Raw genomic sequence first — 20,217 nt, 5'->3', positions numbered from 1 at the left:
GCTATTTGCTGACTGCTCATAGAAACGCACGCTGACGCATCCACATATCCATCGCAAATGCCGGGGTGGGCTTGGCAAACAGATACCCCTGCGCATAGTCGCAGTCCATCTGCTGTAAACACTCCAAATCAGCTCGCTCTTGCACGCCTTCAGCCGTCACCCGCAGGCCCCGCTGTTTGGCGGCTCCAATCCAGTGCTGCACCTGCTCTGCCTGCTCAGGGCTATGGGCCATGCCATGCACGAACTGCCTGTCTAATTTCAACTCCGAAAACGGGGCCGAAGCCAGACGCTCCAGCGAGCTGTGAGCAACACCCGCATCATCTTGTGCCAGCCCAAAACCCATGGCCACTAGACGCGATGCCCCCATGAACAAAGCGCAGGGAGTACGAGTATTGGAGTTTTCCAGAAGCTCCAACGTAATATCGCCTGCGCATCCGTCCTTGGCTTGTACGCAAGCCAGTAAACGATCTGGCAAACCCGCGTCATCCAGCAAATGGGTGGGCACGTTCACAGCCACCGGTATCACCCTGCCTTGACGCCGCCAATAGGCTTGCAAGCTCAGCACTTCACCAAGCATATGCATCAGCAAGGCCTCGTCCAGACCATGCGCACTGAACCAAGGCAAAAACACGTCAGGCGACAATAGCCCCCAGTGCGGATGACACCAACGAGCCAAGGCTTCCAGCGCTACCAACTGCTGCGACTGCACCTTGACCTTGGGCTGAAACCAGGCCTGAATCTGCTCCTTGCGCAGAGCATTGAGCAAGACAGCCCGATTGATCAATATGGCTCCCTGATCTGCCTGACTGCTCACACCGCCACTTGCAACCAGCTTGGAGCGGCCCCCCCGACTGTGAGCCGCCTTGTTTGGAGCAAGCAGTTCGCCCGAACCCACCGCCGAGCGCAACAGCAAGGGCGAAATGTGTTTAGGCATCCACAAACCGGATTTCAAATCATCCTGGCAAGCCGCTCCCATCTGCATCTTGGGCAAGGCTGGGAAGGTGGTGGGTGCGAACATGGACGTCCTTGGCAAACATTGAACAAGCTTGATTGGGACAAAGCCAAACAAGCCAGAACTGATGCTTGAAATCGTAAGATCTACTGCTGAGCACCGGACTAGGAATAGTCTGAAAAACCCGCAAAACACGGCCCACCGCGCTCGACTACAGCCCTGTTCCCGCAACCTCGCACCGCCCTCCCACGTCCCTTGCACACGACCCGCTGGTAAACCCCAGTATTTTCCATCCAGGATATTTTGTAGATTAAATAAGCAGACATTCAGGTCTGCCAAAACAGATGCATGCGCTGCCAAAGTTGCCAGTGACATGCAGGCAATAAAGCCTCATCCCCTTTCGCAAGGGGTGGGGCTTTTTTTGTGCGCGTCGTTTGCGTATGCACGTTTTGAAAACCACAAGGAGAAGACATATGACGGTAAGTGTCAAAGACACCCTGGCTGCAAAAGGGATACACCCGAGCCCCGAACATCTGGCCAAGCTGGAGACCAAATGGCAAGAGATTCAAGCCATGAAGAGCAATCTGGAAGGCATTGCCATCGACGATGCTGACCTTGCAATCAAACACCTTGCCGGAGGGGACCACCATGAATAAGGAATTGCTTGAGCTAAGCGTTATTGAACTGGCGGAAAAACTGCGCAGCAAAGCGGTCTCCCCTGTGGAAGTCACCGACAATTTGCTGGCCTATATCGACAAGTCGAACCCGCAAACCAACGCCTACATCTCCGTCACGGCCGATCAAGCCCGCGAAAGCGCCAAGCAAGCCGAGCAGGACATCATGGGTGGCAAATACAAAGGCGTGTTTCACGGCGTGCCCCTGGCCCTGAAAGACAATATTTACTTTGCGAACGAGGTCACCACCATGGCCTCCAAGATTCACAAAGACTTTGTCTCCAAAGACGATGCCACCGTGGCCTCCAAGCTGCGTGATGCGGGCGTGATCTTTACCGGCAAGCTGAACATGCACGAATACGCTTGGGGCATCGACAACAACAATCCCCATTTTGGTGCGGTGCATAACCCCTGGAATGCCGATCGCGTGCCAGGTGGCTCCAGCGGTGGGTCGGGTGCAGCAGTGGCCTCCCACAGCTCCTACAACACCCTGGGCACAGATACCGCAGGCTCCATTCGCATCCCCTCCGCCGCATGCGGCATCGTGGGTCTGAAGCCAACCCACGGACGCGTCAGCAAGTTTGGTGTGTATCCCCTGGCCTGGACTCTGGACCACGTAGGTCCCATGTCCAAAACCGTGGCTGACGCTGCCGCCATGCTGGAAGTGATCGCCGGTTTCGACCCCCGCGACCCCACTTGCGCCAACGTCCCTGTGGGCTCCTACCTGAGCGTGCTGAACGGTAATGTCAAAGGGCTGCGCATCGGCATCATTGAAGACTACTTCTTCAAAAACGTGGATGCCGGAATCGAAAAAGTGATCCGCGACCGCCTGGCCGACCTTGAGAAACAAGGCGCCACCATCGTGCCGCTGAAAGTCCCTGCGTTGCGCTACTCCGAATGGGCAGAGCTGGCCGTCAGCCTGACCGAAGCTGCCACCATCCACCACCAGGATCTGATCAAACGCCCTGAAGACTTTGGTGGCGATATCCGCTTCCTGTTTGAGCTGGGCGAGCTGTTCAGTGGCATCGACTACCTGCAAGCCCAGCAAGTACGCCGAGCCTTGAAGCAACAATTCACCGGCACCTTCAAAGATGTGGACGTCATCATCGCCCCTACCCTGCCTTGCCAGGTACCGGATATCGGTGTGGATACCGTCAACATCAACGGCAAAACGCTGGACTTCATCGACGAAGGCATCCGTTTCACCGGCCCCAGCAACCTGACCGGTCTGCCGGCCGTCACGGTGCCCGCCGGAATCTCCAACGGCATGCCAGTAGGCCTGCAAATCATTGGCCCCGCCTTTGAAGAAGCACGCATCCTGAACGTGGCCTACGCCGTAGAAGCAATGAAGCCTCTGGCAGGACACCAACCCGTTCTGAAGCCCTAAGCCCCGCCCGGCCTCCCCTGTATTGCATAGGCAGGCGGGGCCGATTCTATACGCCAGACCACAAGCCAGAGGCCGCACTCTGGCTTGTTTTTCTTTGAGTGCCAGGCCGAAGCAATGGGTGTTAAATCAATACACAACTGAAGGCTACTTCACGAACAAGTACCCAGTAGGCCTACCCCCCCCCCACACAGATCCATAAGCGCAGAATTCGTTCAGCAACTGAACCATCCCCCACATAGATGTTCCCCCCATCCTGATCCTGATCCCTATCTCCACCTTCCCTTCCCTTTCCTTCCTGACCATCGCCAGCACGGCGAGCACCGCAGCCATCTTGCAGCACATAGTCAGCGCATCTTTTTTTGCCAAGCCCCTCAAGCCCGAGTTCATGCTGATCGGCGGGTCAGAGAACTTGCCGCGTTCCGGGTATGGCGCAGGGGTGCAAGCACCTTGCTGTTTGAGTCCGGCGCTTGTGCTTTGTCCGGTGGACAAAGCACCGGACGAGTTCAAGGTGCGCCCGTAGCCATAGCTGGACAAGGGCACCGGTGCGCAGCACCGGCAAGGTCTCAGCCGATCAGCATGGACTCGGGTTTGAGGGGCGTACACCGCCCAGAGATCTTCTGTATTTCCATCCAAGCAATATGAGCTCCAGACCTCACTGTCACACCTCCAGACAAGGAAATACACTCTCCGTCAAATGCGCCACATTCAACCTGCTTCGATGCCTGAAATCCGCATCAACCGCAAACGCGCCTCCGGGCATTAACAACACCCTCTGTTGTTCCAGCCGCGCAATAAAGGCTGACAAATCGGGTAGATCAGGATGCCCTACCCACAAAAACATCCCACCCTGAGCCTGCACATCAAACACCCAGCCATACTGCGTCAACACCTTCTGAGCAAGGTGCTGATGCGTCATTAACTGACGCTGAATCGCCTGCGTATGCTTGGCATAGGTTCCATCGGCCAAAATCGTGTTTACAAACCGCTCGCAGAACCCCGGAACCGCCACACTGGTCAGCAGCTTCAAGCGCAACAAAGGCTCCATCAACTGCGGTCCGCAAACCAGATACCCAATCCGTAACGACGCTGACAGCGACTTGGAAAAACTGCCTATATAAACAACATGCTCAAAGTTATCCAAAGCAGCAAAAGTCTGCCGCACACCGGGAAAGAAATCCCCGTAAACATCATCCTCAACAATCAGAAAATCGTGCTCCACTGCACGCTTGAGCACAGCAAACGCAACCTTGGCGCTCAAACCCCCGCCCGTCGGATTGTGAAAAGTGCTATTGCAGAAAAAAGCCCGTACCTTGTGCATCTGCAAAATTTGATCCAAGGCCGCTACATCCGGCCCGTCCGCCAAGCGCGGCACCCCAAGAGGCACCCCACCGCATAAACGAATCAGCTTGATCAGATTGCTGCTGCAAGGCTCGTCCACAAGCACATAATCGCCCTGGCGAATCCAGGTCCTGGAAATCAGATCCAAGGCCTCTGTAGCCCCGAGAGTCGTCAAAAACTGCTGGGGAGAAACCTCGATAGACGTAGATTGGCGCAGCAACATGGACAACTGTTTGCGTAAGGGCAGGTAGCCTTGAATATCTCCGTATTCCACCAAACCACTGCGCCCGGAACGCGCCGTCTTGCGTATTGCTTTGGCTAAAGCGTCCGTATCGCGCCAGGGCACAGGCAGCCAACCGCAACCCAGCTTGCATTTCTCCGGCTTGGCCTGCAGCAGCTTGAGCAAAGGGTCTAAAGGCGCCTCCGAAGGCAAGATAGGCAACTGCTCCTTCAAGCCGCTCCAACGAGCCACAAAATAGCCACGCCCCTGATGAGCCTCCAGCATCCCTTCACCCACCAGACGGGTGTAGACGCTGACAACCTTGTGATGGCTTAAGCCCTCTTGATTCATCATCTTGCGCACTGAAGGCAGTTGCTGCCCCACTGCCCAATCGCCTTGAAGAATGCCCGCCTTCAGATGTTCATAAAAATCCATGCCCGCTGCCTTTGCATACTGTTAGAAGAAATTGGCTAACAGTTTTCAGAATAGTACAGCCACTGTTCGAGACAATCACAGCCCCAAAACTCAAAATCATGGCAACCCCTTTCCTGCGGTTGGCTTGAGCTTCGCTGCCGCCTCCCGACGCCCTTCTGCCCGTAGCACCATGACCGCCACCCAACTTCCTTTTAGAACCTATCTCTACTTTCTGGCTCAGTCCATCAACCTGACGACTGCCGTCATGTCCGTCACCATGGCGGCTTTAGTCGGTAGCAGCCTGGCTCCTGAGCCCTGGCTCTCCACCGTGCCTTACGGTTTCCAGTTCTTGTTTGTGATGCTGTTCACCTTGCCCGCTTCTAGATTGATGGCCCTGATAGGTCGGAAAAAATCCTTTCTACTGGCGACATTACCCTTGGCGGCATCGGGCGTGGTCGGCTATCTGGCTATTGAAAGGCAGCAATTTTCCTGGCTAGTCGCTTCACATGCCTTGTTGGGGATGTATATCGCCTTTGCCAACTTCAACCGCTTTGCCGCTACTGATGGACTCAGCGCCACACTTAAACCCCGAGCTATTTCTCTTGTTGTGGCCGGAGGGGTGATTGCTGCCCTGTTGGGGCCTTTGCTGATACGGGGACTGAAAAACAGCAGCTTCACAGAGGAATTTGCCGCCTGCTATGCCGCTTTCACACTGCTGGCCTTGGCTTCCTTAATCCTGAATCTGTTTATCAAAGAAGAAAAACCGGCTCACAGGACCACCACTAAAAAAACCAACAGAGGCCACACGCTGAAGCTGGTGCTACATAACAAGCCCCTGGCTACTGCAATCTGCGTCGCAGCCATCGGCTACGGCATCATGAATCTATTGATGATCCAGGCTTCCATGCAACTGTCCCACCTGCATGTGCATTTCTCGGCCATCAGCACAGCTATCCAATGGCATGTATTGGCCATGTTTGCGCCTTCTTTTTTTACCGGCAGACTAATCCAGGCACTTGGCCTGAAAAGCATCGTAATCAGCGGTATTTTGCTTTTATTGTTAAGTAGCGTGATCAATATCGTCGCTCAAAGCTATATGGCGCTCAGCACATCCCTGCTGATTCTGGGTCTAGGCTGGAACTTCACTTATGTGGGGGGCAGCGCCTTGCTAACTAGCAGCCTGGAAGGCAAACCCCATTTTCTGGAAGTACAGGGTTTGAACGATCTAGGCATCTCGGTTTTTGCCACGCTGGGTGCGTTTGCACCGGCGTTGCTATTTAGCCTGCTGGGCTGGAGCGGCACCAATGTCCTGTCTGGCTTCATCTGCCTGGCGCTGCTGCTCGCCTCCTTGGCGTATATCCCATCCTCAAAAGCGCACGAGTCCTAGATCAACATCCTTCCAGCTCAGTAAGATGCTGGCCTACTTCAAATCCCAGCCTGATCGCGCCGCCCTCGCTAGAGGACGGTGCGATTTTTTTGCGTCTACGTGGCGCTTGTTCTGGCGGCCCCCCATCACGACAAGGGGAACGGCCAGAACAGACTTTTAACGAGCGGTATAACCCCCATCAGCGACCAGGCAAGCGCCTGTCATAAAGCTGGCCCCTTCTGAGAGCAGGAAGGCAATCGCGTGAGCAATCTCATCCGAATGGCCCAAACGGCCAATAGGATGCAGGGTAACCAAATCAGCACGCGCAGCCTGGTCGTAGTCCGACAAAATCGGCGTATCCACATAACCAGGGTGAATGGTGTTGATGCGAATACCCTGGGATGAATACTCCAGCGCGGCAGAACGGCTCAAGCCCACCACAGCATGTTTGGCCGCGCTGTAGCCGGGCAAATTCGGATTGGATACCAGGCCCACAATGGAGGACATATTCACAATTGCGCCCCCGCCTGCCGCCAAAATTGCGGGAATCTGATAGCGCAAACCGTAGGCCACCCCATTCAAATTGGTATCAATCAAACGATGCCAATCATCCAGATCCAACTCGCCAGCAGGCAAAGCGCTACCCAAAGCACCCGCATTATTAACCGCAAAGTGCAAAGCACCGAAATGCTCAATAGCGCAATCAACCAAGGCCTTCACCTGATCGGGCTGTGTGACATCGGCAAGCTTGGCAACGGCTGTACCACCGGCTTGCTTGATTTCCGTGACTACGGCCTGCAGTGCAGCCTCATTGCGACCAGAGACCACCACCGACAAACCATTAGCCGCCAGCAGACGGGCCGTTGCGGCACCAATACCCGAGGTTGCCCCCGTCACTAAGACAGAGTGACCAGCAAATGAATACTTCATTTTGGATTTCCAAAAAAATAGGCCCCTTTTAAATGAGGGGCCCGGATTTTCGCTGGCGAGTATGGGTTTGAAAGACTGGTTTTATTCTGCAGCGATGTGGTCCCCTACTTAACGAGCGGTATAGCCTCCATCAGCCAGCAGGCATGCTCCCGTCATAAAGCTGGCGCCATCAGACAACAGGAAAGCAATCGCATGTGCGATTTCATCAGCATGACCCAGACGGCCAATCGGGTGCTGCGCCACCAAAGCGGCACGTGCGTCATCATCAAAGCCCGACAAGATCGGCGTATCAACGTAGCCAGGGTGAATGGTATTGATGCGAATTCCCTTGGAGGAATACTCCAGCGCGGCAGAGCGGCTCAAACCAACCACACCATGCTTTGCAGCGTTGTAGCCAGGCAAGGTGGGGTTGGAGACCACCCCCATAATGGAAGACATATTGACGATCGCACCGCCGCCCGCCGCCTGGATGGCAGGGATTTGATAACGCATGCCGTAAGCCACACCATTCAGATTGATGTCGATCACACGACGCCAAGCATCCAGATCCATTTCACCTGCCGGGCCTGAATCACCACCCGCACCGGCGTTGTTAACGGCAAAGTGCAGAGCACCGAAATGCTCGATAGCGCATTGAACCGCTGCCTCAAGCTGCTCGTGCTGGGTGACGTCTGCCACGTTGGCAACGGCTTTACCGCCAGCCTGCGTAATTTCAGCCACTACTGCGTGAACGGCATCCGCCTGCACATCCGAGACCACCACGGACAAGCCATTCGCAGCCAGCAGGCGGGCTGTTGCCGCGCCAATTCCAGAAGCAGCACCTGTCACCAAAACAGAGTGGCCAGAAAATGAATACTTCATGTTCGAAACTCCTTCAAAAATACGCTGCCCGCCTTACTTAAGGCTTGGATTTACGCGGGCTGGTCTTGGACTCAGTGCGATTGTTGGCAGCAGGTTTTTTCACCGCCGCTTTGCTTTGGGAGGCTGGCGTTACAGGGGCCGCTGGCTTGCTTGCCACGGAAGCGGGGGCCTGTTTGTTTGCCACGCTTGCAGACTTGGCAGGAGCCGACGCAGGCTTGGCAGGCGGAACCGGTGCAGCAGGTTTGTTCGCTACGGCAGTTGGTGTTTGCTTGCTCACATCAGCAGCGGGTTTTGTCGCAGCCGGTTTCGCCGTAGCTGTTTTTTCCACAGCCGGTGCTACCACAGCAGATTTAGCTACATCAGGTACTGCCCTGCTTGCTGTACTTGCCGCACTAGCGGGCTTGCCTGCGGACGCCGCTACCGGCTTGCTGGCGGGCTGCTCTTTTGGCAAAGAGGCAGCAGTAGCCGATGTGGAGCTAGCAGACTTGCTTGCGGTATTGCCCTGCTTTGCACCGCTTGAGTCCACAGCTGTCTTGGCCTGCGCATCAGTCGATGTCGTAATTGCTGATTTGGCGACTGGAGCAGTTGCTTCACGGCTGACAGCCGGAGCCGCAGCTGTTGGCTTCGCCTTTTCTGTCGCCGTAGATGGGACTGCTGTGGCGGGAGCCTTAGCAGAAGGCTGGGCAGCCGGTTGGGTCGCCACTTTAAGGGCAGGTTGAACTGCTGGTTGGGCAGCCGCCGTAACCCCCTGCTCTTTCTCCTGCTGTCGCGCTGCAGACTCAAATAAGCCCAGCACTTCTTCCGACGCCTGGACGACCGCTTCAGGAGCAGCATCTTGCTCGTCAATTGCACTGATCAACTTCTTGATCAAGGAGGCAACCAGACGGATTTCTTCAGGAGTTTGCCCACTGAGCAGATGTGGAATCGCCTCCACAGCCTTGTGGCCGTGATGCGCCAGAATCAGGGCTTGCTCACGAATCGCAGCCCGCATTTTTTCAATATCGAAGTTGCCCGTGTCGTACTGCTCGCGCAAACGCATGGCGGCATTGTGATAACGCTCGTCCACGCTGTTACGCTGCTTGGCAATATGGAACAGGCCACGCAAAGCGGCTTCCAACAAACCGCCCTCGTTCAGCAAACCATCCAGCCTATGCATTTGCTCACGCACAAAAGCCAGGTGCTCCGGTGAGCTGCCAGGATGCGGACGAGCTGGCGCAGATTCACCCGGTGCGTGACCGGCCAAAGCCATCATCAACGGCGATCCGTAAACCGTGTCAAACCAGATTTGATAGATGCTGTCGCGCCGGTCGCGGTAGTTGTTCAGCACCCGCTCCATCGCATTGGAAAGGTTTTCTTGCGCCTCCAAAAGAGGGTTATCTGGCTCTACGGCCTGACGCTGTTCCTTGATGCGCTCGGCCCATTGATGGGTCAGGGCCGCCCAAGGGTGGGCGCTGGTCCAGGACTCGTAGGACAAACGCATGGGATGCAAGGCTTCCAGCAACGCGGCGGTATACGGCGTGGACAAAGCTTTCACCCACGGCTGCAAGGTGCTTTTGTAAAAAGCCAGGTTGATTTCCGACACGCGTGCAGCCGCGGCAAAGCGGCGATCCGACTCGGGGTCGGGCTGCACAATCTCGGCAATTTCAGCCAGATTACTTTGGCGCACCGACATCAAATAGGGGTCGTCCAGCAAGGTGTCATCATCAGGCGTGTCCTCAACCGTGGCCCGATAAATCCCTGCCGGCAGCAGATCAATCTGGTCAATCGTGCTGGCGAACTTGCGGTGTTCTTTACTGCCCACACTGCCGGACACAAAAATGCCCAAATGCCCGATGCGATCGTGCGTGGTAAAGACGATGGTCTGGTCGTGACTGCGCACATCATCATCGTCCAGGTACAGGTCCGTAATCCAGCCCAAAGCCTGTGCAGGCGGGGTGATGTTGTCACCAAACGAGCTGAACACCACAATGGGCGAGCGGATATTGCGCAGATCAATCCGAACGCCATCAGAGGTCAGTAATTGAGCCGTTGACAACTTATTGCCGATGAACAAGTTGTCCACGATGTACTGCATCTCTACATCGTTAAGAAACACATAGCCGCCCCAGTATTTCTCAAAGCCGATATAGCGCTCGGCCTCGGTGTCTGCCTTGGCATAGACGTTGTACTGCTTGGACCACAGGGTATTAGCCGGGTCCAGATTTTCAAAGTTCTTTACCAGCCAGGCACCATCAAAGCGCCCTGCGCCCAAGTCGCTGGTCAGGGCGGTCAACCAACTACCGCCCAACAAACCACCGGCATAACGCATGGGATTATTGCCTGCCCAATAGGACACCGGGGCACCGGCCAAGATCAGCGGGCCAAACAGCTCGGGCCACACGGCGGCAGACATCATCACCTGCCAGCCTGCCTGGCAATTACCGATTACAGCAGGCTTGCCCTGGCTTTCCGGATGCAGCTCTGCGGCCTTGCGGACAAAAGCGGCATGGGCGTGCATCACGTCTTCAACGGTCTGGCCGGGAACAGGGTCAGGCAAGAAGCCAACAAAGTAGCAAGGGTGCCCCGCTTGCAGCGCAGCACCAATTTCACTGTCGGCCTTGAACCCGCCTATCCCTGGTCCGTGGCCCGCACGCGGGTCCACCACCAGAAACGGACGCTTGGCAGGGTCAGTAGGCTGATCCTCGGGAGCCAGAATACGAACCATCAAATAATTGACGGGTCTGGGCAGAGTCAGTCCTGACATGACCAGTTCGGCCGGGAAGTTCAGTACATTGGGCACCTCGACTTTGCGCTGTGCCTGGTACTGGTCCCCTACCTGACGCTCGATATCGGCGTACAAAACCGCTCGCTGCCAAGCATCAACAAAGTACGAGGAAACGGTCTGACCCATGTTCCATGGATTCATCATCCATTGGGACCAGGCCGTGCTGTCATCACGAGACTTATCTGCCATCATCTTCTCCCTTGCATTTGCTATCCGTTCAGGCGGCCTCAATGGCAATAGCCACGCCCTGGCCGCCCCCGATGCACAAGGTCGCCAGACCCTTTTGGGCCCCACGACGACGCATTTCATGAACTAGCGTCACCAGCACACGGGCACCAGATGCACCAATGGGGTGACCCAAGGCAATGGCACCGCCATTGACGTTCACTTTGTTCATGTCCCACTTCAAATCATGGGCCACCGCCAGCGATTGAGCCGCAAACGCTTCGTTCGCTTCAATCAGATCCAGCTGATCAATATCCCAGCCCACTTTCTTCAAGACTTTGCGACTGGCCGATACCGGGCCAATACCCATGATGGCTGGATCGACACCGGTGCTGGCCCAGCCACGAATCCATGCCAGAACAGGCAAACCCAATTCCTTGGCCTTTTCTGCGCTGGCCAGCAAGAGCACCGCCGCACCGTCATTGATCGTCGAGGCATTGCCTGCTGTCACCGTACCGTCTTTTTTGAAGGCGGGACGCAACTTGGCCAAGGACTCCAGCGTAGTTTGAGCGCGAGGCTGTTCATCGTCTTCAACACGCAGCGGGTCGCCCTTGCGCTGCGGCACCTCAATGGGAGTAATTTCGTCTTTGAAACGTCCGGCTTGCATTGCGTCTACCGCTTTGCGCTGGGACTCCACCGAAAACGCATCTTGCTGCTCGCGGCTGATGCCATAGCGTTCAGCCAAGTTTTCAGCCGTAATTCCCATGTGGTAGTTGTGAAAGGCATCGGTCAGACCATCACGCAGCAAGCTGTCGTCCATGGTGGCATGGCCCAGACCCAAACCGGTACGCGCCTTGTGCACCACAAATGGAGCCAGGCTCATGCTTTCCTGACCACCGGCCAGGACCAAATCAGCATCGCCCACCGCAATGGCCTGCGCAGCCAGGTGCACGGCCTTCAAACCTGAACCGCACAGCTTGTTCAGGGACATGGAGGGAACTTCATGGGGCAGACCGGCATTGACGGCAGCCTGACGAGCCGGATTTTGGCCTGCACCTGCCGTCAGGATCTGCCCCAGAATAACTTCATCAATCTGCTCGGCTGGCACGCCTGTACTTTGGAGCACGGCACGGATCAGTTGGGCACTTAATTCGTGAGCTGGCACAGTGGACAGCCCCCCCTGAAAGCGGCCAATGGGGGTACGAGTAGCCGCAACAATAGCGATATCTTTGTGCATATCCATTCCTTTTTTGATTCAACGGCCCGCCACGCGGGCCAGTACAGGCAGCAGCCGATCAGGGCCGGGCTTAGTACATATGCTGGCCGCCGTTCATGGCGACATTACTACCTGTCATAAACCCGGCTGCGTCGCTGGCAATGAAGCTCACCAAGGCCGCGATTTCTTCTGGCTGGCCCAAACGACCCACAGGAATACCCGCGATGATGTTGTTACGCACCTCTTCAGGCACGGCCATGACCATTTGCGTCGCCAGATAACCGGGGGAGATCGTGTTCACCGTGACGCCCTTGCGGGCCACTTCTTGCGCCAATGCCTTGGTAAAACCGTGCATGCCCGCCTTGGCGGCGGAGTAGTTGGTTTGACCGAACTGGCCCTTGCTGCCGTTGATGGACGAGATATTGATCACTCGTCCCCAGGACCGCTCCAGCATGCCGTCAATAAATGGCTTGGTGACGTTAAAGACCGAGTCCAGATTGACGCGCAATACATCGTCCCACTTGTCTTTGCTCAATTTGCGGAACGTGCCATCGCGTGTGATACCCGCGTTATTGATCAGGATATCAACCTGAAAACCATCTTTTTCAATGCTCTGGGCCATTTGCTGGCACGACTCGTATTCGGCCACATCAACGTGGTAGCCCTTGAAGTCATAACCTGCATCCGACTGCTCTTTGAGCCAGACCTGGGCATCGGCCTCGCTGCGCGAGTGAGTCACCAGGACTTGATGGCCTGCGTCATGCAAGGCTCGGGCAATCTCCTGGCCCAAGCCCCCCATCCCACCTGTCACTAGCGCCGTGCGTTTAACCGTAGACATACCGCTTATGCTCCCTTTTGTTTGTCAGAGGCACCGGCAAGATTTGCCCAAGGTGCGCCCCATTGCTTGAAAATATCCATGACTGGCACTGCTGCGTTGGTGTTGGCCACCACACCCAGCACTGACTTCTGCCAAGCTTCCAGCGCTTCTTGCAAGCCGCTGGTGAACTCGGCCTGGTTCTGGATAGCCAGTTGGTTAATGGTCTGGTTGTCGTTGACGCCATGCTGGAACAAACGCCAGAACGTGTCGGCGGGCAAGGTCGCCAGCGACTGCCAATTTGCGGTTTGCAGCAAACCTTCGATTTCAGCGGTGGTCTGCTCCATGCTTCTCATGCTGCTTTTCTGTACCGACTCCAGCCAGCGATGTCCACCTTCCTGCAATAGGCGAGTGATACGCAGCTGCAACTCGACATTGGCTTTGTACAGATCCAGGGGAAGTGTCTCCATGCTCATCTCAATCTCCTTAAAGGAAAAAAGTGCCCCACGATGGGACTCAACACCAATCAAGCCATCTGAGAGATGGTGTTACGAAAACGACGTAGCGACAGGAGGAACAAGGCAGTTCCTATCACCAGCAAAGCTAAAAAGGGTTGCCATACAGTTTCAATACCGGCACCGCGAAACAGGATGGCCTGGCCCAAGGACACAAAGTGCGTGGTAGGAGCCAGCTGCATCAGGTTCTGAACGATTTCCGGCATGCTTTCTCGGGGAGTACGCCCGCCCGAGAGCAAGTTCATGGGCAGCAACGTCAGCATCAGGAGCAAACCGAACTGCGGCATGCTGCGCGACAAGGTAGCCAGATAAATCCCCATGGAGGTCATGGCAAACAGACACAGCACCGCCCCGCATAAAAACAGCGGGATGGACCCTTCAATCGGAACTCCAAGCAGGCCACGCACCACAAAGTTCAGCGACGCTGCGGTAGCAACCAGCACCACCAGGCCCATGGCGGTGACCTTGGACGCCATGATCTCGCCGGGCGTAACAGGCATGACCAGCAAGTGTTCAATCGTGCCGTGCTCGCGTTCGCGGATAAGAGCCGCTCCGGTCAGAATGATGGACAGCATCGCTACCGAGTTGATGACCTCCGCAATACTGCCAAACCAAGCTTTTTCCAGCGTGGGGTTAAAGCGGACTCGCAAGGCCAGATCCACGGGCAGCACATCTACTGCCCGGTAACGCCGCACGAACTCGTTGACCTCGCCCATCACCACCTGCTGGATGTAGTTATTGCCCGTAAAGGCCTGACTCATGCGGGTAGCGTCAATATTGAGCTGCACCTCCGGGCTACGGCCTGCCAGCACATCGCGCTGGAAGTTCGGCGGAATATTCAGCACAAAGGTGAACTGACCACTATCCATGCCCGAGTCCATCTCGTCATAGCCAATCATGCGCGGATGGATAAACTCCGGCGGGTAAAAAGCCGAGCTAATGCGAGCAGACAAGGGCGATTGGTCCTGATCCACAATGGCAATCGGAGCATTGTTCAAAGTCTCGGGCTGAGCGGTGGCCGAGGTATAGATCGAGACCGAAAACACATACACAATCAGCAGCAACATCATGGGGTCTCGCGCCAGACTCCATAACTCCTTGCGGCCCAGTAACAGCACATTCTTGAGTTTTCTCATCTCACTTCTCCTGCTTTTGCAGCAACATCACCGCCGCACCCAAAACAACGGGTACCGCCAGCAACAGGGCCAAAAATGCGCCGTGCAGATCGGAGAACACCAAAGCCTTGTTAAACACCCCACGGCTGATATTGAACATATGCGTGGCGGGGTAAATCTGCCCGGCCAGGCGGCTGATTCCTTCCATCGACGAGACCGGGTTCAACAAACCGGACAATTGCGTAGCGGGCAGCATCGTGCCGATCATGGCAAAAAACATGGCCGCAATCTGGCTCTTGGTAACAGTCGATGCCAACAACCCCATTCCGGTCGAAATAATGCAGAAAAACAGGGTGGCCAAACTCAGTGTCAAAAAGCTGCCCTTGATGGGCACATCAAATATCGTTATCGCCAGCAGACACATGCACAAAAAGTTCACCATCGCCAAGCCGATATACGGGATTTGCTTGCCCAGCAAAAATTCGACTCGGGTGACCGGGGTTACGTACAGGTTGATGATGGAACCCAGCTCTTTTTCCCGGACCACCGATAAAGCAGTCAACATGGCAGGCAGCATCAACAGCAACACAGGAATGACCGCGGGCACCATGGCTGGCAAACTCTTGACGTCCGGGTTGTAGCGATAACGGTCCTGAATGCTGGCCGCTGCCACCACGGCCCCCGATCCCAGGCGCTCCTTGGCCTGAGTAATCAACCATTGCTGGTGCATGCCTTGCACATAGCCTTGAATCGTTTCGGCACGAGTGGGCATGGAGCCATCAATCCAGGCGGCAATCTGCGGATTACTGCCTCGCAAGACATCACGTCCAAAGCCGGGAGGAATTTCGATAGCCAGCGCAATCTTGCCGCGCCGCATCCGGTTATCCAGATCTTCGTAATCTGTTAAGGGCGCTTGTTCCAGAAAATAGCGTGAGCCTGACAGGTTCAAGGCGTAGTTCTGACTGATGGAGGTCTGGTCGCGGTCCAGTACGGCGTAGCGCAAATCCTCCACGTCCAGCGTAATCCCAAAACCCATCACAAACAACAGAATCAGGGAGCCGGCCAAGGCCAAGGTAGCGCGCACCGGGTCACGGCGCAGTTCCAGCGACTCGCGCCAGGTGTAGCTCAACAAGCGTTGCAGGCTAAAGCGCTCGGGCTTGCCGGTGTGTTCCTGCCCTTCCGGCGCCACAGGTGCTTGTTCAGTAGCCGCTTCCATTTCAGGCTCAGGCCCACTGGCTTCCAGCAAATAGCCAATAAAGGCTTCTTCCAAGTCGGCTGCGCCCCGCTTTTTAACCAAATTGGCAGGCGTGTCGCTGTCCAGCACTTTGCCCGCATGCATCATGGACATGCGGTCGCAGCGTTCAGCCTCGTTCATGAAGTGGGTCGAGATGAAAATCGTGACCTTATCGCGCCGAGACAGCTCAATGAGCAAACGCCAGAAATTGTCCCGGGCAACCGGGTCAACACCGGATGTCGGTTCGTCCAGAATCAACAGCTCTGGCTTGTGTACCATCGCCACAGCCAAAGACAGGCGCTGACGCATCCCCAGGGGAATGGCGTCCGGCAGGCGGTCCAGAATCTGCGACAGATCAAAGCGTTCGACCATTTCAGCCACACGCCCTTCTACTTCGTCATCCGGGACGTGGAACAGCTGCGCATGCAGGACCAGGTTCTGGCGAACCGTCAGCTCGCTATACAGTGAAAAAGCCTGCGACATATATCCCACCCGACGGCGGGTATCAATGTCTTTAGGATTCACTTCATGACCGAACAGCCAGGCTTGCCCTTCTGAGGCAGGCAAGAGCCCGGTCAGCATCTTCATGGTGGTGGACTTACCGCAACCATTCGAACCCAGAAAGCCGAAAATCTCGCCACGGCGAATACGGAACGACACGTTGTCGACCGCAGTAAAATCGCCAAAACGGATCGTCAGCCCTTCGGCTTCAATAGCGATGTCGTCAGCATCCACATCCAGCGGCGGGATTTCTACCGCCTGGTGACCTTGGCGCTTGTCCTCTGGCAAAAGGCGAATAAAGGCCTGCTCCAAACTTTTACTTTCCGTACGCTGCAACAATTCCTTGGGGGTACCCGTGGCCAGAATCTGGCCATCGTCCATCGCCACCAGCCAATCAAAGCGCTGGGCCTCGTCCATATAGGCGGTAGCCACAATCACGCTCATGCTGGGACGCTCAAGGCGAATGCGCTCGATCAAGTCCCAGAACTGCTTACGTGCCAAGGGGTCCACACCCGTGGTGGGTTCGTCCAGCAGCAGAAAGTCCGGGTCATGAATCAGCGCGCAGCACAGACCCAGTTTTTGTTTCATACCGCCAGACAACTTGCCAGCAGGACGCGTCAAGAAAGGATGCAAGCCGGTACTGCGCGTCAAATCATCAATTCGACGGCGACGCTCGGCCGCATCATGCCCAAACAGACGGCCAAAAAACTGCAGGTTCTCTTCCACCGACAAGGTGGGGTACAAGTTCTTGCCCAAGCCTTGCGGCATATAGGCAATGCGCGGGCAGATCTGGTCGCGATGGCTTTTTTCAGCCATATCGCCACCCAGCACTTCGATGCGGCCTTCTTGAATGACGCGGGCACCTGCCAGCAGGGACAGCAAGCTGGATTTACCCACGCCGTCAGGACCAATCAGTCCGACCATACAAGAGGCAGGAACCTCCAGGCTTAAACGATCCAGTGCGAGCGTGTCACCGTAACGCTGGCTCACCTCAACAATGCGAGCAACGGCTGCCGCTTGCTGCTTTGGCATGGTTTACTCCGTCAAGGTAGAAGTCAGCGACTCAGGCCAGCTGGCGTTCGGGTCCAATTTCACCCAAGCCATGCCGGGCAAGCCTGTTTTGACCTGTTCCAGATGCTTTTTCAACAGTTCCGGCGCAATCTGCGCTTTAACGCGGAACATCAGTTTTTGGCGTTCCGAAGCTGTCTCTACGCTCTTGGGCGTGAACTGAGCCGAGCTGGCGACAAAGGACACCGTAGCGGGAATAGGCAGAGTGGGAATCGCATCCAGCACCAGGCGCACCTCGGTACCCAAGGCGACCTTGCCAGCCACTTCGCTAGGCAGGAAGAAAGTCATGTAAACATCGGACAGATCCAGCACGTTCAATACGCGACCACCAGCTCCCAGAACCTCGCCGGGCTGGGCCACACGAAACTGCACACGACCATCCCGAGGGCTGACCAGTTCGCTATCAGTCAAATCAGCCTGAATACGCGCCACGGCAGCCGTGGCCGCTTCAACGGCAGACTGCGCACCCACCAATTGAGCCTTGGCCGCATTAATCGCAGCAACAGCCGCATTGGCCTGTGCTTTGGTAGCGGCGAGAGCAGCCTGGGCGCCACGAACGCGGGCGCGGTCATCGTCCAGTTCCTGAACCGATGCAGCACCTTCTTTGGACAAGGTAGTGGAACGAGCCAGACGACGCTGGGCGGCATCCAGTTCAGAGTCTCGTTGGCCGACCAGGGCCTTGGCCGCAATGGCATCACTTTCACGCAAAACGACCTGGGCCTGCGCAGCTGCCACATTGTTTTCAGCCTGACGTAAACCGGCTACGGCTTCATCACGCGCGGCTTCCAGACTGTCTTGCTGCATGACGGCCAGAACCTGGCCCTCTTTGACGAAGTCGCCCTCGTGGGCAGCAATACTTTGAATACGTCCGGCAAACTTGGTGGAGATATCAATCTCAGTTGCTTCGATACGGCCGTTACCACTGACGAAACCGTCTCCAGGGCCGGTGTCGGCCATTTTCTGCCATGCCCACCACCCCAGGCCAAGTACCCCGGCGACGATCAGAACAGGAACAAGATTTTTTTTCAAAGAGGAAGATTGTTTGCTCATAGCTGGCTCGAGGATGGATCTGAAGTAGAGGAGTTATGGGTATTAGTCAGGGGATCGGAGGGATCCAGCCCACCGCCCAAGGCGCTGTACATGGCGATCTGGCTGGCCACCAAGGCACGACGCGTTTGCACAACTTGCTGCTCAACATCGAGCAAGTCGCGCTGCGCATCCAGCACCTCTAAATAGGCGGCCGAACCGTTGTCGTAGCGCATTTGTGCCAAGCGGGCCCGCTCGGTTTGTGCTTCACGCGCAACCAGTTGAACCTCCAGCTGCTGGCTTAACCAGTGGCGAGCGGACAAGGCATCGGACACTTCACGAAATGCGGTCTGAATGGCTTTTTCGTATTCAGCGACCCGCATATCACGACGCACGTAGGACACATCCAGATTGGCGCTACGACGGCCACCGTCAAAAATAGGTAAAGAGATCGTCGGGGCAAAGGTCCAGGCCTTGCTGCCCGAATCAAACAAGCCATCCAGTTCGGCGCTGGCGGTACCAAAGCTGCCGGTCAAGGCGATGCGCGGGAAAAACGCTGCCCGTGCGGCGCCGATATTGGCGTTGGCAGCACGCAGACGATGTTCGGCGGCAATAATGTCGGGACGCCAGACCATCAGATCAGAAGGCAAGCCCGGCGCCAAATCGGCCAGCAAAATCGTGCTATCCAATGGCAAGCCGGTAGGCGCAACACCGGGATCAGCGCCCAATAATTGCTGCAGGGCGTTTAGCTGCACAGCGCGCTGCTGTTCCAGCTGCGCCAACATGGACTGGGCCTGCGTCAACAGGGTTTGGACCTGAGTCACATCCAGCTTGGAGGTAGCCCCCACCTCATAGCGACGCGAAAAGATGCGATAGGATTCTTGGCGAGTTTCCACGCTTTTACGCGCAATCTGCACACGCTCGTCCAGCTCGCGGACCACAATATAGTTATTGGCCACTTGCGACACCAGGGCGACATGCACGGCCTGCCGGCCCGCCTCCGTAGCCAGCCAGCCTTGCAAGGCGGCATCTTCCAGACTTCGCACCCGTCCCCACAAATCCAGTTCCCAACTGGTCAGGCCAACTTGAGCGCGGTAATCGCCCCCGGTGACTGCCTGTCCACTGGGGTTCATATCACCGGGCAGCCGCGAACGGGCAGCCTGGCCACCTACCGTGAACTCAGGAAAACGCTCGCTGCGTTGTAAGCGCAAGGTTGCCCGCGCTTCATCCACGCGCAAAACAGCCACACGCATATCGCGGTTGTTTTCCAGCGCCGTTTCAATGAGCTTGCTTAGCACCGGATCTTTAAAAAACTCCCGCCAGCCCAAATCACGAGCGCGCAGCGCATTGGCCTGACCGCCAAACAGATCGGTATAGGCTTGCGGAACAGGAGAGACAGGCTGATCGTAATCGGGCGCCATCGAGGCGCAACCAGCCAGAGCGACAAGCAATGCGGCCAGCGCGAAATGAGGGCGACGCGCAGAGCTTCGGTGCTTGTTGCTCAAATCGTAGGTCTGTAGGGCCATTGGAAAAAATGCCTAATGAGAAAAATGGGGACTGCCGTCAAGACGAAACAAGGGGTCAGCGATGCGCGTGTAGCCATCGCCGACAGACAAAACAGAGTGACAAGCCCGGCTTTGAGCGAGGCTTGTATGAA

14 protein-coding genes and 1 pseudogene are annotated in these 20,217 nt (G+C 56.2%); 3 read left to right on the top strand and 12 right to left on the bottom strand.

Annotated features, from left to right (window positions below):
* Window positions 1-16 precede the first annotated feature (16 nt).
* The gene (locus tag AC1RSM_RS00535; RefSeq protein ID WP_492928430.1) at window positions 17-1,018 is read right to left on the bottom strand and encodes an EAL domain-containing protein; all 1,002 of its coding nucleotides are present in this window, start codon (window positions 1,016-1,018) and stop codon (window positions 17-19) included.
* Between the two features lie 407 nt (window positions 1,019-1,425).
* Here AC1RSM_RS00535 and AC1RSM_RS00530 point away from each other — a divergent pair, with 407 nt between their 5' ends.
* On the top strand, window positions 1,426-1,608 hold the full coding sequence (locus tag AC1RSM_RS00530) for a hypothetical protein (protein WP_492928427.1): 183 nt from the start codon (window positions 1,426-1,428) through the stop codon (window positions 1,606-1,608).
* The gene (locus AC1RSM_RS00525; protein WP_492928425.1) at window positions 1,601-3,013 is read left to right on the top strand and encodes an amidase; all 1,413 of its coding nucleotides are present in this window, start codon (window positions 1,601-1,603) and stop codon (window positions 3,011-3,013) included. Before AC1RSM_RS00530 ends, AC1RSM_RS00525 begins: the two co-directional genes overlap by 8 nt.
* A gap of 658 nt (window positions 3,014-3,671) precedes the next feature.
* Here AC1RSM_RS00525 and AC1RSM_RS00520 read toward each other — a convergent pair.
* Window positions 3,672-5,006: an aminotransferase-like domain-containing protein gene (locus tag AC1RSM_RS00520; protein WP_492928422.1), complete on the bottom strand. Its 1,335-nt coding sequence runs from the start codon at window positions 5,004-5,006 to the stop codon at window positions 3,672-3,674.
* 124 nt (window positions 5,007-5,130) lie between these two features.
* On the opposite strand from AC1RSM_RS00520, the gene AC1RSM_RS00515 reads away from it, so the two are divergent.
* Window positions 5,131-6,372, top strand: a complete 1,242-nt coding sequence (locus tag AC1RSM_RS00515; RefSeq protein WP_492928419.1) for an MFS transporter — start codon at window positions 5,131-5,133, stop codon at window positions 6,370-6,372.
* Between the two features lie 156 nt (window positions 6,373-6,528).
* Here the strand turns inward: AC1RSM_RS00515 and AC1RSM_RS00510 are convergent, their stop codons facing one another.
* The 10 genes and pseudogenes from AC1RSM_RS00510 to AC1RSM_RS00465 form a co-directional block, all read right to left on the bottom strand.
* On the bottom strand, window positions 6,529-7,281 hold the full coding sequence (locus AC1RSM_RS00510; protein WP_492928417.1) for an SDR family NAD(P)-dependent oxidoreductase: 753 nt from the start codon (window positions 7,279-7,281) through the stop codon (window positions 6,529-6,531).
* A 108-nt stretch (window positions 7,282-7,389) separates the two neighbouring features.
* Entirely contained in the window at window positions 7,390-8,142 is a 753-nt protein-coding gene (locus tag AC1RSM_RS00505) for an SDR family NAD(P)-dependent oxidoreductase (protein ID WP_492928415.1), read from the bottom strand.
* 556 nt (window positions 8,143-8,698) lie between these two features.
* Window positions 8,699-11,050: pseudogene (locus AC1RSM_RS00500) on the bottom strand (DUF3141 domain-containing protein); the annotation flags it as partial.
* A 73-nt stretch (window positions 11,051-11,123) separates the two neighbouring features.
* On the bottom strand, window positions 11,124-12,308 hold the full coding sequence (locus tag AC1RSM_RS00495) for an acetyl-CoA C-acetyltransferase (RefSeq protein ID WP_492928413.1): 1,185 nt from the start codon (window positions 12,306-12,308) through the stop codon (window positions 11,124-11,126).
* Window positions 12,309-12,378: 70 nt separating this feature from the next.
* Window positions 12,379-13,125 (bottom strand): acetoacetyl-CoA reductase, encoded by a 747-nt coding sequence (gene phbB / locus AC1RSM_RS00490; RefSeq protein ID WP_492928411.1) that lies wholly within the window; start codon window positions 13,123-13,125, stop codon window positions 12,379-12,381.
* 5 nt (window positions 13,126-13,130) lie between these two features.
* Window positions 13,131-13,577, bottom strand: a complete 447-nt coding sequence (locus AC1RSM_RS00485; RefSeq protein WP_492928409.1) for a phasin family protein — start codon at window positions 13,575-13,577, stop codon at window positions 13,131-13,133.
* Between the two features lie 50 nt (window positions 13,578-13,627).
* Window positions 13,628-14,752, bottom strand: a complete 1,125-nt coding sequence (locus AC1RSM_RS00480) for an ABC transporter permease (RefSeq protein WP_492928408.1) — start codon at window positions 14,750-14,752, stop codon at window positions 13,628-13,630.
* A gap of 1 nt (window position 14,753) precedes the next feature.
* Window positions 14,754-17,498 carry a ribosome-associated ATPase/putative transporter RbbA gene (rbbA, locus tag AC1RSM_RS00475; RefSeq protein WP_492928406.1) on the bottom strand — a complete coding sequence of 915 codons (2,745 nt, stop codon included), beginning with the start codon at window positions 17,496-17,498 and terminating at the stop codon, window positions 14,754-14,756.
* Between the two features lie 3 nt (window positions 17,499-17,501).
* Window positions 17,502-18,584, bottom strand: a complete 1,083-nt coding sequence (locus tag AC1RSM_RS00470; RefSeq protein ID WP_492928403.1) for an HlyD family secretion protein — start codon at window positions 18,582-18,584, stop codon at window positions 17,502-17,504.
* Complete coding sequence (locus tag AC1RSM_RS00465; protein WP_492928401.1) at window positions 18,581-20,086, bottom strand: efflux transporter outer membrane subunit; 1,506 nt, start codon at window positions 20,084-20,086, stop codon at window positions 18,581-18,583. Before AC1RSM_RS00465 ends, AC1RSM_RS00470 begins: the two co-directional genes overlap by 4 nt.
* Window positions 20,087-20,217 lie beyond the last annotated feature (131 nt).

The organism is Alcaligenes sp. GW821-FHT11D07, from assembly GCF_058808495.1.
This window is presented reverse-complemented; position numbering and strand designations above follow the sequence as displayed.

Coding starts and splice junctions, on each gene's coding strand:
- AC1RSM_RS00525 (WP_492928425.1), top strand. CDS start 1,601: ATGAATAAGGAATTGCTTGAGCTAAGCGTTATTGAACTGGCGGAAAAA.
- AC1RSM_RS00530 (WP_492928427.1), top strand. CDS start 1,426: ATGACGGTAAGTGTCAAAGACACCCTGGCTGCAAAAGGGATACACCCG.
- AC1RSM_RS00470 (WP_492928403.1), bottom strand. CDS start 18,584: ATGAGCAAACAATCTTCCTCTTTGAAAAAAAATCTTGTTCCTGTTCTG.
- rbbA (WP_492928406.1), bottom strand. CDS start 17,498: ATGCCAAAGCAGCAAGCGGCAGCCGTTGCTCGCATTGTTGAGGTGAGC.
- AC1RSM_RS00480 (WP_492928408.1), bottom strand. CDS start 14,752: ATGAGAAAACTCAAGAATGTGCTGTTACTGGGCCGCAAGGAGTTATGG.
- AC1RSM_RS00465 (WP_492928401.1), bottom strand. CDS start 20,086: ATGGCCCTACAGACCTACGATTTGAGCAACAAGCACCGAAGCTCTGCG.
- AC1RSM_RS00520 (WP_492928422.1), bottom strand. CDS start 5,006: ATGGATTTTTATGAACATCTGAAGGCGGGCATTCTTCAAGGCGATTGG.
- AC1RSM_RS00535 (WP_492928430.1), bottom strand. CDS start 1,018: ATGTTCGCACCCACCACCTTCCCAGCCTTGCCCAAGATGCAGATGGGA.
- phbB (WP_492928411.1), bottom strand. CDS start 13,125: ATGTCTACGGTTAAACGCACGGCGCTAGTGACAGGTGGGATGGGGGGC.
- AC1RSM_RS00510 (WP_492928417.1), bottom strand. CDS start 7,281: ATGAAGTATTCATTTGCTGGTCACTCTGTCTTAGTGACGGGGGCAACC.
- AC1RSM_RS00485 (WP_492928409.1), bottom strand. CDS start 13,577: ATGAGCATGGAGACACTTCCCCTGGATCTGTACAAAGCCAATGTCGAG.
- AC1RSM_RS00495 (WP_492928413.1), bottom strand. CDS start 12,308: ATGCACAAAGATATCGCTATTGTTGCGGCTACTCGTACCCCCATTGGC.
- AC1RSM_RS00505 (WP_492928415.1), bottom strand. CDS start 8,142: ATGAAGTATTCATTTTCTGGCCACTCTGTTTTGGTGACAGGTGCTGCT.